Raw genomic sequence first — 16616 nt, 5'->3', positions numbered from 1 at the left:
GCTTAATTTGATAAAACGATTTAGTTTAACTCGCTTTTTTATGTTTTAAAGATTTTACATAAATAATGTATTCCTTTATGTTTACATCATAAATTTTAATATTATAATTTGCAACGGTTTTACTTTTAGAACTATTTGCATAATAATCTCTTTTAAAAGTATTTAAATTATAGATTCCTTTATTATAAGTTTTCACAGGAATACTACCATCCCTCATTTTAAATCTTTCATTTTTAAATGCATAATCACATAAAAACTTACAAGTTGCTTTATGTTCAAAGTCAGCATAAATAATATTACCATTTGAATCGCGGATTACGTATACAGGTTTAGTGGCCCTTGAAGGATTATTATCTAAAAAGTTTATCATTTTCCTACCAGACGCTGTTCGAATTTTTACTTTTTTAGCTTTAGTAAATGTATCCGTGTGTTTAAGCAAAGAGTCATATACATCAGTAATTTTAAATTTGATAAGATCTGGACTAAATTTATCGTCGAGTGATTCTAACTTAAAATCTTTCTCACATAAAAATGTTTTTTCTATAAAAGGTAGTGTTTTGTAATCAAGTATACTTTTAGACGTAAGATATTCAGAGGTTTTAAAAGCAGACAGCAAACATCTATCTAGTTCATTTAAATCTTTCTTAAGTGCGTTAAGTAACTCTGGTACTTCAGCCAGTTTATTCCTTTTTGGGTCATTTAGTACCCCTTCGATATACTCTGAAACCGCTTGAACATCACTTTTATTTAGCTTAACTTTTAACGAATTATAAATATTCTCTAAATGAGCATGAGTGGATCTTAAAGCTGGATTCATACGATTATTTAACCTTTTTATAATCTTAGTAATAAAATTTTCAAATTCAATATTAGTATCTGATAAGTCGGAATATTCTGGAATTGACGAACCCGTATCTATAAATTCCATTCTAGAAAGTAACTTATCACTTCTTAATATTCTAGGAATTATAATTCTCTCATGAGATCTTACTTCTCCGTTTTTACTCTTTCTCAGCGGTCTGTATATTGCTAATTTATTTAATTGTTCTTCTAAATCTTCTAGATCTTCGCACCTAATCAGTTCTTCATCAGAATAGGATTCTTTTAGAAGATTTTTAGTTAGTATGGATTTATCATTATCAATCATGTAACCAATTTTGTCAAACTGCTGTTTTGCCCACATATTTTTCAACTGCGAGACCACTTCGTTGTTGATAAAAGTAAAAGAAATATTTGTAGATGCTACTTCTTTTACAACCCCTATATTCTTTTGTGATAAGTAATCTAAAGCTCTCAAGTAGTTTATACCTTTTAAATATTTATCTTTTGTAAGATAGGAAAAAGGAGTCACGTAATTTGCAATACTTTTTAGATAACTCGGTGTTTTAAAAGGTGCAAAATCTGCATTCTCATTGGTAAGAAACCTTAAAATTTCAATTGCTTTTTCTGTTCCATACCAATAGGAAAGTTTTAAATGGAAGTAAATTAATTTATCGATTGCTCTTTCATGAGAAACATGAAAATCACCTTCAACGACGTATTTATCATTTATTAAATTAATAACTTTAAAATTACCTACATAATTACTTAAAGGATCTGTTATCATTCCTGAAGCTTTTACTAATATTCTTTTCGATGGGTCTAACTGACCATCTAAATAATTTAGAGCCTTGTCATCATCTAAGAAATTTTTAATTACTTTATTCTCTAAAGGAATATGCTCTTTAGAAATATCTTTTAAAGGTTCGGAATCATCTATATGTTTAATTATAGATAAAATACCAGCATCTTTAGCCATATGATGATATCCATCCATCGAATAAAACCAATCTTCATATAAGCTGGTTTTAGTTTCAATGCTATTTATTATAGCATTTTCATCTTTACTTTGTTGCATTCTTTTTTCAATCATTTCTTTTGTTACTGTATTTGGATTTTTTCTAACTTCTTCCAAATAATAAATCTGTTCTTTTTGCACTGTTTCTTCTACGAAATTTACTGTTAGATTTTTATTAGCAGACAATAAATGGTAGTTATATCTATTGATCCCTAAAATGACATTTCCAGCATTTCTCAAGTCAAAATTTTTCGATGTATTATTTAAGTCAGGCTTAAAAATTTTGGGTAGAAACACTGTGCATTTACATAATCTGTTTCTAAAGCGGTTTATAGTTTGGATAGCATCCAGTGAACTCACCTTTTTATGAATATTCCCCAAATCAATCACCACTCCATACTTCTGAGTTGAGGTTTTTCCTATAGAAACCTCATCTTTAGAAATATTATCCAAATAAATATTAATTCCATTCATAAAATAAGTAGTCGTAAGCACGATGTCGTAATCACCGAATTTTCCTGACAGAATATTCTCTGTACACTCCCCTTTTGAACCAGAATAGAATAATCCAATTTTTATTTTTGAAGAAATCTTAGTTAGAAGTTCCCTTCTATAATCATCCATTTTCTCTTTATTATTAAAAATTTGCACAACTTTTCTGTTCTCCTTAAGATATTTCTTAATTTGAGTAATTACGGTTTCATCTCTACTTTTTGCATTAGTTGTATCTAAATGTGTTAAATACATTTTAGGAGTAACTTTGTACTTTTTGTCTATTTTTATTACTTGAAATAAATTCCCAATAGCTTGTTCTTCCATTAATTCTGGAATCACTAAAGCTTCAACATTAGGCGTTCCAGTCATAAAAATAATCTTGGTTTTCGAATTTCTTTTCTTCGCTATAAATTCGATCAAATAATTAATCAGCTTAGCTATTGTTTCAGCTCTATAATTCAATCCATTGGATAGCATGTGACATTCATCAATGACAACATAATCGAGTGTAGCCATATCTTCATGAGATATGTTTAATAGCTGATTATAAGTGGTTAAAATTGCTAATTCGTTATTTTTTGGAATATAAGCTCCTTGTAATGTTTTCAAATATTTCAATCTTATGACCTCCTTATCTGATTTTTTGAAGCTTTTAAGTGTTTCCTCAATAGTTGAGTTTACATATAATTGCATTTTATTTTCTGTTTGATCATCATTGTGCCAAGCCTCAGAAGCTATTGAGTCTCCGATGCTTTTAAATGGCATTCCAACGGCAATCCTTCCAGGCATTTTGTATTTTAAATTACCTGTAATACTGTTTTTACCAGTCATTAATGTTCAGAATGAGTCGTTACTTCATTCCCGAAAGAATATTTACAAAATATCTTTCTGCTTATAGTTTCCTATAAGATCGGACTATATCTTCACCTGTTCTAGGCAACATCCACTTCCACCAGACTTCTGGTGTACTCCCTTTCGAGATAGTCTCTGAACTTTCTAATTCTTAACAGCGATCCCAGTGTGGGGACCACGCTGTTATTATATATTAATAACTGCATTCCCCAGTTGGGTCTTGCTACAGTTTATTGAATTAGTTTAGCTGCTGATTGGCAACTTAGCGTAAGTTTTTTATTGTTCACTTACGTACCTTCAATCAATTTTAAATTGATTGTGGCTTTAGCTTTCCAGCAATTAAAATGTTTTATTACTCAAGATTCCCATCTTGAGACGGCACTTAATTTACCGCACTGGCTTCGTAAAAAGAAAATTTTCTTGTCATAATATTTATTTTGAAATAATTTATGCATCACATCTTTATCTAAATACTCATTTGGACCTAATGATATTTCTGGAGCAATGTTATCGAATTTTTCTATTAAAGGTAATCTAGATCTATCCTTATCTAAATATCTTGTTATATCATCTAAGAATTCAGAAAGATTTTCTTTACCATTATCAAGGTTTTTATTACGAATGTAAGTTTCGTAATAATCGTTTATTATTTTGAAATCAGATAAATTTTTAGAATTCACTCCAAAGTTTTCAGAAATGAAGTCATTAACAATTGGTAATTTTCTTACTCGTGCATAGAAAGGTGCAGGCGTTAAAGATTTAAGTAAACTCGTTTCATAATCATCCATAGATCTTATTGACCAACGGTAATCATTATGATCTTCATCTAATTTATTAGAATCTGCTGGAATTAGTCTTTTTATTTGTTCTATTGCTAAATCTCCAAACACACCAAACAGAACCCAACTCATCTTTTGAAGAGAATCGTAATTGTTGAATTCTGTTGAAACCCACTCTTCGATACGTGAATCTTTATGGATTTGCTCTTCTATAAAATCTACTACTTTTATAAATTTCTCGGTTTCTAGTTCTAAATTAAAATTATAAGATTCCTTTTTCAGCAATAGATTGTAAGCTTCTTCTGGAGATGCAATATTTTGATCCTTCATAACTTTATCTACCTCAACTTGTCGCTTAGAAATTTTTTTCTGGAGTTCTTCACGCTTTAGTTTTCTTTCGTTCTCAACTATTTCAAAATAAGTAGAAACTTTAGAAGCCTTATATTTAAAATCGGTAGATTTATTGTTGATAAAAGGAATATATGTCAAACGCTGACAATCGTTCGTTGCTAAATCTATTCTTTCTTTAAGTTCTGGAAATTTGTTTTCCAATTCCTTTCTTGCTCCTTCATACCAAACTTTATGATGCTTTGAAACTACCTTCTTATCTTCGGAACCAAAGTCTCTTTGAAAATCAGAATTTGAAGTATCTACTTGACAAAACATCTTGAATCCTTTACCTCTTGGAGATATAAAGGCCATGTATGGTTTTACGTTTTTAGTACCTTTCCATACTTTATTCATCCACTTAGTAGCTTCATTTTTATCTTTGAATTTATCAAAATCAAAACAAAATCTACCTGTATGCTTGAATATCATTCTATCTGAGTCTCTAGTGTTAGTTTTTAGCGATATCATAATCGCAGGTAAAAATGGTTTTACTGCTGAAAGATTCCTTCCTGAAGCTTCAAGTAACTTTTTGATGTTTGAGTTTGGGTTAGTCATCTCATTGATGATTTCTTTTTCTGTAATTTCTTCTGCTCTTTCTTTACTGTTTTTTCCAAATGACCTTGTACTAGCGTCCCATTGGTTTGAGTAACTTAAGAAGTTATACAGAAAATGATTTGGAGTAAATGTTTTTAGATTGTTAAGTTCATAGAGTTCATATCTATGTTTTACGTTAAATTTTGCACAGTAATCAACGGTACTAAATTCCTTGTTACGTTTAGGAAATTCTCCTACGAATTTACCTAGTAAATCTTGGGTTTCTTCATCTAATTTTTGATATTCTGAAGATGCAACTAACTGATGGTAAACCTGCGGACGGGTTGTGTGTGTTGAAAAATAATAATAGCTATTATTCATTTTTAAATTTAAGATTTGATACCTTTTTTATGTGATCCCAAGCTGGGGAAGCATGCTTTAATATATAATTAGAAGCTAGTTTCCTCAACTGGTCCACATCAGAAATCCATAAAATCGTATTTATGGATCTATTTTGTATTTATTTAGGTATTTACTATAAGGTCAAGGGGGTTTAAGTCGCTGTTGGGCTTTTTAGTGTTAAAAATTGAGACTGAATTAGTCTTCACTTTTATGCTTTTTGGTAGCTTAAACTCTCTATGCAATATATTTGTTAGTTCTTCTTTTTTAATTGCATCAAATTTCAGAAAACATAAAGAGCTTATTTCTTCCGTAACACCCTTATTAGAAATAATATTATGTCAAAATTAACAAAGAAAAACTTTTTGGAAAATCACAGTACATTTCCAAATTTTCACAAGCAATTACTGAAACAAGGCAATGTAGAATGGACATTAATAAAAAAATATCCACAAGATTATTACTCAGCAAACAGCGGATCTGTTCCTGGGATGATTTATTATAAAGACACAGTAGCTTTCGCTAAAAAATATCATTTATCGATATTACAAATTTTAGATGAATTTGAATACGATTGTGGTAAATTAGTAAACAGACCTAGTCCACAAGATGAAACCAACTATTTTAATTGGTTATCCTGGTTTGCTTGGGAGAATATGATGAGCGAAATTATTTCTTTTTTAGAAATGGAAAATTAATTATGAATTAGATACACAAAAATTGTGTATCTAATTTTCTTCTAAATAATTCATAGCTTTTTCTATTTTGATTACTTAAATAAAACTTACCGAAGAGCTATTATAAATCTAACAATAAAAAAATACGTCAAACAAACATCAATTAGTAAACTACTTACCACCTTCTTTCAACAAGTAATAAGCCTTTACCTTCATTAAAATTAATACATTTATATTAGTGAAATAGTTAAAAAAATAAATAACTGTTAAAAAAAGGGGTTTTTAACCGTGATTATATTAATGAAAATATCATAACTTTAAAAAAAAATCTTTGAAAAAATACTTCTTCTATACCGACCCAACTAAAGTTAAAAACCAAACGCTAGATCAAGCTTTTGGACCAGCTGGTTCTGCAGGAGGTAAAGACAAATACAGAATTACCAATCTTCATATTAAAAAGGCAAATACTAAACCTCCTGTAATTGCAGTTTGCGATGGAATGATATGTGTACAAGAAGATGGTCCTACTACCTACAGTATTATACTAAAACCAAACTACCAACCTCCTTTTGATTTTCCTTTTATTAAATACTTTATATATAAAGGCGTTAAAAAAGATTCTATTGTAAATGGAACCTCAATAGATTTTAGCAAAAAAACGGATACCCCTTTTATTGAAGATATTTATAATTCTTGGAAACCAGAACTTACTAATACCAGCCCTATAACTAATTCTAAAGATGTATTAGGTTTAGCTTATGATGCTTCTGTTTCTCATACAATTGATAGCAATCCAACTTTTATCTTTAAAGACGACCAACCTATAGACAACTTTTTTTATTATCCAAATGAAAATTTTCAACTGCCAAGCGTAAAAGCAGGTGACAAAATTGGAGAGTTTGCAACCGAATTTGGTTTTGAAATAGTGTTAGAACGCCTAGGCTACGAACCAAAAATTGAATTAGCTCGTACTTTTAAAAATTTCATAGAAGTAGACACTATAACAGACCCGTTAAATGATAATAATACATGGCAAGTAGATGACGCAGACTACTTTTTACATTGGCACGCCAAGGAAGAATGCCTCAACTATATAGACCCTTGTGCTTTTTATGGTAGTTTTTGTAGATCAAAAGTTTTTTATATGAGTGGTGCTAATAAAACCAAATTGAATACACCGCAGGAAATATATAATGATGTTCTTGATAAATTTAAAAATAAAAATAAAGTTTATCTCAATATCAAGGAGGATAGTGGTTTTTCATTTAATTTTTTTAGAAAATATAGCCCCAATATTCGATTTAGCCTTGACGAAAATGCGAATTTATCACAAAATTCGTTCAATTTTTACGGTTCAGGTTGGCCAATATTTATAATTAACAATGATAGTATACCGCCATCTTATTACAAAAAATCGATTAAAGCGAGAGTTAGTCTGCCTATTGGTGAAAATACTAATCCCTTGGTTTATATGTCTTCGGGCTATGTAAAGAGCTTCAAAAAAAAGAAAGCAAAACATAGATTTCAACTACACGTTACAACAACAGGACAAACTAATCTAAAAGAAGTGAATTTTTTAATTCCTTTATCCTTATTAGATGAAGTAATTTCCATTTATGTAGGTTTAAAATATTTTGAACGATATAACGCAAATAAAGACCATTCTAATTCGACAAAATTATTACCTAATATAATTTACAATATAGATAATCTTTATCGTCCTCACTCTTTAAACCTTCGCCCAATTCGTAATAATGTTTCAGTCAAAGCTATTGTTTATCGCGAAGAAGTTCTTGTTAGTTATAGTACTGTTAATGGAGATGAATTATTTGTTGGAAATCCAGGTATTGCAGAAGATGCAAACAATATCTATTTTTTCATCACTCCAACTTTTGATTTAACAATTCATAAGAAGCAGTTCTTCTATAGACTTACTAATTTTTATGTTTCTGAAAATAAATCAATCATCACTGAACTGATTGATAGGGTAATCTATTCAAATAATACTAAAACAACTATAGATAAAAGAAAATATGCTTTCGAAGGTAGGCTCTATGATACTATTGAAGCTAAATCTGATTTTTTTAATTCTAATCTTGCATTTAGAAGTAAATTATTGGGTAGTGTAATAGCAATATCAAAAAGCGAATATAATAATCTGATTTCTATACCTTCTGAGTTCTTTAGTTTTTTAAATGTGAAATTATCAGTAAAAAATAGAAACATAACAAAAACCTCTTTAGGTATTACCAAAGCAGAGATAAATAGTTATAGAAAAATACAATTACGAGATATAAATTCAACTCAAATCACCTTAATAAAAAAGAATTGATATGGAGATTTTAATTAGTACAAATGCTAATACAAGTAATACTAAGAATATCACTTCTGCAGGAGTTAAAAATCATTTAGAACTAATTGAAACAGTTGGATATTATTATGAAACTATATCTGAAGAGAAAATTGGGCCTTTTCAAAACGGCCTTTTATTTGATGACTTAGTTGAAGTTAAGTTTGCATCTGTTTTTCAAACAAAATATGCTAATCACTTCAGATTTTTGATTTTTGATGAAATAGAGACTTTACAATTTAGGACTGGTAGTGACTCTACTCATATTGTCTTCGGAAATAGCGATGATTATTTCATTATTAATGATAGTATAATTAAAGTTTTTGATTTTGAAAAATTTAAAATTAGTAATAGTTTAAATGATAAAGACGTTTTTCCTGTTTTATATTTTAAAGTTAGGGGAGATGGTGTACAACATATTATCGACATTAAACATAATGACTTCAAATATTTAGTATTCTATAGATATCAGCATTATATATTTCATTTAATGGCTTTATCAGAAATGGCTGAAGTCATAAAGCCAAATTCAGCTTCAAAATTATCCGTACCTAATACAGTCTCTAGGTACTTAAACGAAACTATTTTAGAAAAAATTGATGATTTAATTGATAAGATTGTCAATAAGTATCATCCTGCTTTTAAGCAACAAGAAAAAGGATTAATAGATTTTAACAAGAAAACAACTTCAATAATTTCTATTCTTGCGACTACGATATTTTCAATTGCTATTATCCCACTTGGTGCAGTTGCTTCATTAAGTGCGGTAACTGTAAAAATAATTGGTGAAATTGGAAAACCTGTAATTAAGCTTTCAATAAAATCATTATCAAATACTGGTGATAGATTTAACCTGTATGATATACGTACAGAAATTTATAACCATTATGATATATTGAAAGACAATTATAATGAGTTAAAAAAATTTTTACTTAACAAAAATGAATCCAATGCTGGTTATAATTTTCATCAATATAATATTCTTTATGAAAAGTTATTTCATCAACAAAATAATGTTTTTGGCGCATTATCTAGTGTAATAGAAATTGATGATATTAATTACAAAGAGCATTTAAAAAATATTCTTAAATATTTTGTCACTAGCACTATGTTTCCCTCAAAAAGTACTAATACATTTTCAAATTTAGAGGATAAAAATGATTTCAAACTTAAAACCCAGAAACAAAACCTTCTCCCGCCAAATAATAACCTTAGAGATTTTAGTTCCTATTATTATGCACGAGAGGATACAAGTTCTTATATGACCTATCCTTCCCCAGGCGCATCTGGAGGAGGAGGACTAAAAACAAATTATTTAGTTGACTATTATTATTTTGAATGGAAGTTTAAATCTTGGGGGGCATATTTGAATGTTGATGAACAATTTTTAATCGATACGATATTTGAATTTAGCAGTACACCTGTTACTAATTCAGCTCATCTGGAATTAGACAAAGAAACTTTATATAAAAAATGGTATTCTCATTTAAAATAAATTAATAAATATGCCAACAACACCAACAACATACCATCCAAAACTTTCTACTCTCATAGACGCAAGTGCTATCCCAGAAGATTTAAAAGCAGTTGAGCAATTTGTTCAAGGTGGCATTAACTTTCTTTTAGGAGATTTACGCTATACCAATTATATAGTAGAGCATTCACCAGATGGAGATACTGCTTTTTATAGTTTAACATTATTAGGTAAAGAGTTAGACTTACCTTTATTGGGTACAGGTATGCATTTGGTGTTTTTTCATGGTAAAACTACTGGCTATTCTAACTTTCCAATTGCTATGGATTGGCGTTGGCCTATTAAACGTTATATCAATGAGTTTGAAACTAAAGGTTTTTCTTATGCTCCAGATGCTTTTTTAGACATTCTACTATCTATGGCAGATATAGAAAGCGAACAAGAAGTTGTTGAAGAAATTATTAATGTATTTTTAAACGGTGGTACTTCTCCATATGACAATGCTATAGATGAAGTAAAAGCTAATTTTCAAAGCATACATGATAATTGGACTGGCGGAGCAAATATTAAAGCAGAATTGTCTAATATTATCACACAAATTGGAAACATAAAAACAGCTGTAGGGAATCTTTTAGATGATTATTCACTCATTGAAATTGCACAGAATTATAAAACAATTACAGGAAATCAAGATTTTACTGATATCAAAACAGCGGTTGATACTGCAAAAACTTCTTTTGATATCATAAAAGATACAGCAGATATAGATGTTGATATCTACAAAATATTTATTAAAGCGGCTTTAAAAGATGCTGGAGATTTAGATCAAAAATTCGATAAACTTTTTGAACTTTTCCAAACTTGGTTGGGTAATATTACTAAAGAAGATGTAGAGTATTTACTAATACCACAATTTGGTTTCGAATTAACCGAAATTAAAATGGCATTGCAGTTTCCAAGAAAATGGTTAGTGCCCGTAAAACAAATTACACAAGTAGGAGGATTATTATGGGTAGAAGACGAAACACCTATTCCAGGAACCTCACCAGTAGAATATAAACGTGCAGCAATTGAGTTTACAGCAGGAGCAGTTAAATACCATACTCAAACAGGTTTTGATATCGATATTTTAGAATCTCAAAGCACAAGTTTACCTCATTGTATGATTCCTAAAATGGAATTGAGGCTAGAGTTACTAAATATTAAATTAGATTTAAGTAGAAAGAAAAATATAGCAGAAGCCATTGCAGATGATAGACCAGATGATTTTATTGGAGCATTCATTGCCAATGCAAACATTTATTTACCAGACAAATGGTTTACGTTTGATCCCGATGGCTCAACTTTAAAACTTTATGCAAAAGATGTACTTGTTGGTACAGGTGGTGTTACTGGTATTTTTGGTTTAGAAGCAGTAGCAGGAATGGATGCTAAATTAGAAGAGAATACACTTCTAAAAGATGGAAGAACAATAACTATATTAAAAGCTTCAGGAACTAATACGGATAATGATCCAGATTTAATTGATAAAGGTGATGAAGTAAAAGTTGGTACTGAACTTCTAGAAAAAGGAAGATATTTATTAAATAATGGCGGTTCTATTTTTGTAGATAAAGATGGAAAACTAGAAAAATTTGTTTCTTCAGATGGTTCTTTAAGTTATTTATTTGGCAAAAAAGATGCTAGTGGAAATTTAGAAAAAGGAGCTTGGGAAATAGGGTTTAATAGCTTCTATTTAAAAATGATTCAGAATAAAGTTATAGAATCTGAAATTAAAGGATTTATTACCATTCCTAAATTCAAGCAATTTGTACCTGAAACTCAAAAATATCTTGCAGGAGACCTAAAAATAAATTTACAGGCCTTTTTTGAAAATGATGGTGATTTTAAGATGAGTGCATCACCAGAAAATGGGCTTTGTTTTGGAATTAAAGATGTTTTCTATATTAAAGTAGACAAATTAGAATTAGGTCAAGATGATGCAAAAACATACATAGAAACTTCGGGTAGTATTCATTTTGATAATAATGAATTTCTAAAAGATTATTTAAAAGACCCAATAGAAATTGAAAAACTAAGAGTTTATAGCGATGGTAGTTTTGAAATTGAAGGTGGTTCTATTCCAATTCCAGCAGCAGTAACCATGGCTTTAGGTCCAGTTGAGGTTTCTATAACGAACATTACCATGGGTTCTGAAGATGTAAACCCAAAATTAAAATTTATTGGTTTCGATTGTGGTGTGAGTGCAGGAAGTGCTGGTTTAGACATGAGAGGAGATGGAATTAAACTGATGTTTAATGAAGATGGCTCTGTAATGTACTTAAAGATTAATGGTATTGGTGTTAATCTTATTATTCCAGCTACAGCAAGTGAAGAAGATGCTGCCTTAATTATTAAAGGCTATTTATCGATGCGTGAGGTAGAATATGAAGGTGGCATTTCATTTAGTTTGCCTCAAATTGGGCTTTCTGGTGGTGCGGCTATGAAAATGCGACCAAAAGTACCTGCATTTGTGATTGATTCTTTTTTAAGCTTACCAGTGCCTATTCCTTTGGGCCCAACACCTTTAGGTATATTTTCATTTAGAGGATTGTTTGGTTTACGATATGCACCAGATTTACCAGATGGAGCATTACAAGACCCTAAAGTATTTTTTGATTTTTATAAAGAAAAAAGGCCAAATCCACTAAATGCTAACAATCCAGATAACGGATTGCATTTGGGTAAAATAGTGTATCCAGAAGATGAAGATATGGAAAACACAGATACACCAATTTCTATTGGTGCTGGTTTAACAATTGCAACTACAGCAGACCCAGAAACGTTTTCAATGGAAGCATTTCTGTTCTTGTCTATTCCTCAATTCTTATTGATATCTGGAAGAGCTAATGTAATGGGACCACAAGTTACACCATTGAGTTCTGAAGTGCCATTTTTTGCTTATTTAGCCATTACCAAAGAATTTATTTCTATTGGTATGGGTGCAGATTTTAAAATGAATAAAGACAAAGGGCAGTTTGTAGAGTTTGAAGTAGAAGCTCAAATGGCATTCTTCTTTAATAATCCTTCTGCTTGGTATATTCATTTAGGTACAAAACAAAAACCAAATGTAGCCAGAGTAATTAAAGAAGTTTTCAATTTAAATGCCTACGCTTATTTAATGCTTTCTGCACAAGGAGTGCAAGCTGGTGCAGGAATGAAATTCGACTTTAAGAAAAAATATGGACCAGTTAAGGTTTCGGCACATGCATACCTAGATACATGGGTAATGATGAGCTTTAAGCAGTTTCAAGTTGGTGGAGGAATTGCACTTGGAGGTAGTGTTGATATTAAAGTATTTGGTGTAGGATTCTACATTGGTTTAGATGCCTATTTGATGGCAACTCTACCAAAACCATTCTTAATTAAAGGAGGCGTTAAAGTTTGTGTTGTTGTTAATTTAAGAATTAAGAAAATTAAAAAATGTGCTGATATTAACTTTAAATGGGAGTTAAACAAGCAAATAGATAGAACTCCTATTGGAGTGATAAAAATAGAAGAAAATAATGAGTTTGTTTCAGCTTTTCATATAGGTTCTGAACAACCTTACCAGTTAAATTCTATCGTAAAAAATAATGGTGGTTTCCCAAGTAAAAATGATGATGCCACTGTAATTCCTATGGATACTTTTATTGATATTATGCTTAACAAAGCTGTTGATCCAACTAATTTAGTCAGCATTGGAGGATTTACCAATCCGCCTTCACAAAATACAGAAGCGGTTCCTCCAGCATCAGTTTCAACAAGAGTTGATCATTCCTTTTTTATTGAAGAAGTAAATATTAAAGCTTGGAATAATACAACTTCTAATTGGGTAGATTATCATCCTTATGAAGCTCTAGGTTCTGATTCTTTCATGGATCCAGCTATAATTCCTTCTGATTTAAAAATTGGGTATTGGCAAAAACAAGGGAAGGAATATAATAAAATGCGAATATTATCGAATTCGCCTTTTAGCTTTACAAATAATTCACCCAATAAATTTGTACCCGAACAAATAGGGATGACAGCAGGTACTTTATTTTGTAGAGCAAAAGAAAAGTCTTGGCATTGTGAAAATTGGAATCCAGAAAATTATTTCATAAAAGATAAAAATACAAAATTTAAAGATTTGCTTATAAAATCTTTAAAACATGATGCTAGTGTTCTACCATTTCTAAATGTATTTAATATTCCTCATTCTATAAAAATGAGCAATCAAGGAGTATTTGAGATAGTATTTCCTGAAGCTGTATTAGAATGTAAAACAAAACTATTTAGTTATGCCAAGAATGTGAAAATTAGTTTCTATGGCATTAGGAATATTACTGTTTTTCAAGACCTTAAAGAAGAAGTTGATGGAGTCGAAGTGGTGGTAGAAGAAGTAGAAAAAACTTTAGGAGAAGAATATATTTTAATTGAAGAGCGATTATTAGCAAGTCCAGATTGGTTAGTTGATGTTACATATTTAAGCGAAGAAACTACTATTCGAAAAATCAGTATAGAACCTGTTGCTTATGATTTAAATAAGGCTAACAAATTGAAAAATGAAATTCACGAATTAGAATTATTATTACTTGAAGAGCAGAAATCAAAAGAATATAAAGTAGCCTTAAAAAGAAAAATAAATGAGCTAAATAGTCTAACGGCTATAAGCTGCCCTAAAACAACTTCCGAACAAGAAATAAAAGAAACTGAACAAGAAATAAAAAATCTAGAAAAACAGCAAGAGTCTTGTAAAAATGAAATAGAAATTGCACTTAATAATAAAAATAAGTTTTGTGAAATTTCTACTGAAAAAGAAGAGCTTTTAGAATTGTGTTTTATTAAAGGAGAATGTATTATAAATAATGATAAAAACTGTCTACAAAATTTAGAAAAAAGAAAAATTGATCGCAACCTAGCAAAGTTAATTGAACAAATTTCTAAACTAAATGAAAAATATTGTGAGACATATAAAAATTATGTATCAAGACTTCATAAAAGATTGAAAAGAGATTATGAGAAGGCTAAAGGAAATTGCGAAAAATGGACAAATACATTAAATGAAAAAGAAAATGAATGTAAAGAAATATCAGAAAAAATTAGGAGTTTATATATTTTAAAAGAAAAAATTAATCCAAATGAAAAAGAAGGCAACATAGATAAATGTGCTACTTACATACATCAAATATGTTGGTTAACAGAAGAAGATGTGTTGTATAATAATTCTATTCCTTCGGTTGCAGCTCTAGAAGCTGAATATGATTCCATGCAATTAGCGAACAAGGTAATTGCTCCTATTTGGAAGCCAGACATTAATTATTGTCTAGAAATTATAACTAAAGAGAATATTAGTGGAGTTACTCTTCCAGTTGAAGAAACGTATTATATTCAATTTAAAACTCAAGGTCCAATAGGGCATTTTGGTTTAGAACATTTGAGCCAATCAGTTAAAGATCAATTTAAGCTGGAAAGTGATGGAAAGCGTAAGGATAGAAAATATAAATTAGATGAACTTGGAGAATTCATTCTAGATGAATTCAATAATAAGATTGAAGTATTTGAAATGCAGTTAGATGTGCCTGAATTAAGTTTAAGAAGCTATATCAATCATAAAATATCGTATCCAGATACTACTGGTAATATCATTAATGCGAAACCTCTTTATTTTGAGAATCCAGATTTAAAAATATTCTATAATCATCCATTCGTGTACCATATGTTTAACAAATGGCCAGATTATAAAAATTTAGGAGAAAGTGATTGTGATATTGGGTTACGAGTGAAAGACCCAACTGAAAATTTTGGTGTAAAGGACTCAGAATTAACAACTGAAAACCAACATCAATTAGCTGTTATTTCGCAATTCCCAGTTTCAACTGTTGCTTGGAAAGAGAATGATAATCCACCAATCCCAAAAGGAATTGAGGCTATTAACAATTTGCGTAATCCTAAAATAAAAAATCCAGATTTTGATGGGCAAACGTGTTGGCAAATAGGAGGCGATCCTATAACTCCTCTACAAAAAAATATGGAGGTTAAGGTAGAACACTTATTACCTTCAAAACTATATAATGCTGTAGTATTTGGTATCTACAATGGAACAGAAAAAAACATACATTCTTATCCATTTCAAACCTCTCGTTTTGCAAATCTACAAGAGCATATTAATAGTTATAAACTAAAAGGAAAAGCAGGAGATACTAAAGATGCGGTTTACACAATTAATTTAGAATTAGGAAATGATGTAACTACAGCTACAAAAGAAATTGTAAAGACTCTTCTTATTGCTGTTGGTATGGAAGCTCATTATCCTTATGATGACAAAACGCTACAAGCATACCCTAATGATTGTGAGAGAATTGTGAAAGAATATCTGCCAGGATTAAAAGAAATGTTACCACCAGTTGGAACAGAATTTAATCTTTTGGTAGAAACTAATACAAACCATTTTATTGGAACTTGGATTCGCTCAGTTGAACCTTTAAATGATCCTAGAATTCCAAATGAGGTTATTGAAAAAAGTATATTTCCAATTTATGATAATCTAAAACAATCTCTTTATGATAAATATAGTATTGATTTTGAAAATGACACTATGAGTAATTTAGAATCCAACCTTGAATTATTATTTAACTCTACTTGGTTAAAATCAAAATTTGTTTCTATTTATTCTAAAGACCGTACTGAAGTTTTAATATTAAATATGAGTAACACAAATTTACCAAACAATCTAAAATTCAGGTTTGATTATTTACAATGGGATAATAATCAAGATAAATATGTTGAAATACCACCAAGTTTTACTACTAAAAATTTAAATGTTTAA

Annotated in this window: 6 protein-coding genes; 4 read left to right on the top strand and 2 right to left on the bottom strand. The window is 29.8% G+C overall.

What is annotated here, in order from left to right:
• Positions 1-25: 25 nt before the first annotated feature.
• A complete protein-coding gene (locus LPB136_RS13515) occupies positions 26-3163 on the bottom strand; it encodes a DEAD/DEAH box helicase family protein (RefSeq protein ID WP_072556832.1) in 3138 nt (1045 codons plus the stop codon).
• Positions 3164-3540: 377 nt separating this feature from the next.
• Positions 3541-5268 carry a BT4734/BF3469 family protein gene (locus LPB136_RS13510; protein ID WP_072556831.1) on the bottom strand — a complete coding sequence of 576 codons (1728 nt, stop codon included), beginning with the start codon at positions 5266-5268 and terminating at the stop codon, positions 3541-3543.
• A 356-nt stretch (positions 5269-5624) separates the two neighbouring features.
• Between LPB136_RS13510 and LPB136_RS13505 the strand changes: the two genes are divergently transcribed.
• The 4 genes from LPB136_RS13505 (at position 5625) to LPB136_RS13490 (ending at position 16616) form a co-directional block, all read left to right on the top strand.
• On the top strand, positions 5625-5984 hold the full coding sequence (locus LPB136_RS13505) for a DUF7222 domain-containing protein (protein WP_072556830.1): 360 nt from the start codon (positions 5625-5627) through the stop codon (positions 5982-5984).
• Positions 5985-6294: 310 nt separating this feature from the next.
• The gene (locus LPB136_RS13500; protein WP_072556829.1) at positions 6295-8295 is read left to right on the top strand and encodes a hypothetical protein; all 2001 of its coding nucleotides are present in this window, start codon (positions 6295-6297) and stop codon (positions 8293-8295) included.
• A 1-nt stretch (position 8296) separates the two neighbouring features.
• Positions 8297-9808 (top strand): hypothetical protein, encoded by a 1512-nt coding sequence (locus LPB136_RS13495; RefSeq protein ID WP_072556828.1) that lies wholly within the window; start codon positions 8297-8299, stop codon positions 9806-9808.
• A 10-nt stretch (positions 9809-9818) separates the two neighbouring features.
• Positions 9819-16616 (top strand): hypothetical protein, encoded by a 6798-nt coding sequence (locus LPB136_RS13490; protein WP_072556827.1) that lies wholly within the window; start codon positions 9819-9821, stop codon positions 16614-16616.

Origin of the sequence: Tenacibaculum todarodis (assembly GCF_001889045.1) — a bacterium.
Classification (GTDB): Bacteria; Bacteroidota; Bacteroidia; order Flavobacteriales; family Flavobacteriaceae; genus Polaribacter; species Polaribacter todarodis.
The sequence above is the reverse complement of the archived record's forward strand: the minus strand, read 5'-3'. Positions and strand labels throughout refer to the sequence as shown.

Excerpts from the sequence above, each read along its gene's own strand:
- LPB136_RS13515 (WP_072556832.1), bottom strand. The coding sequence starts at position 3,163 with ATGACTGGTAAAAACAGTATTACAGGTAATTTAAAATACAAAATGCCT.
- LPB136_RS13510 (WP_072556831.1), bottom strand. The coding sequence starts at position 5,268 with ATGAATAATAGCTATTATTATTTTTCAACACACACAACCCGTCCGCAG.
- LPB136_RS13505 (WP_072556830.1), top strand. The coding sequence starts at position 5,625 with ATGTCAAAATTAACAAAGAAAAACTTTTTGGAAAATCACAGTACATTT.
- LPB136_RS13495 (WP_072556828.1), top strand. The coding sequence starts at position 8,297 with ATGGAGATTTTAATTAGTACAAATGCTAATACAAGTAATACTAAGAAT.
- LPB136_RS13490 (WP_072556827.1), top strand. The coding sequence starts at position 9,819 with ATGCCAACAACACCAACAACATACCATCCAAAACTTTCTACTCTCATA.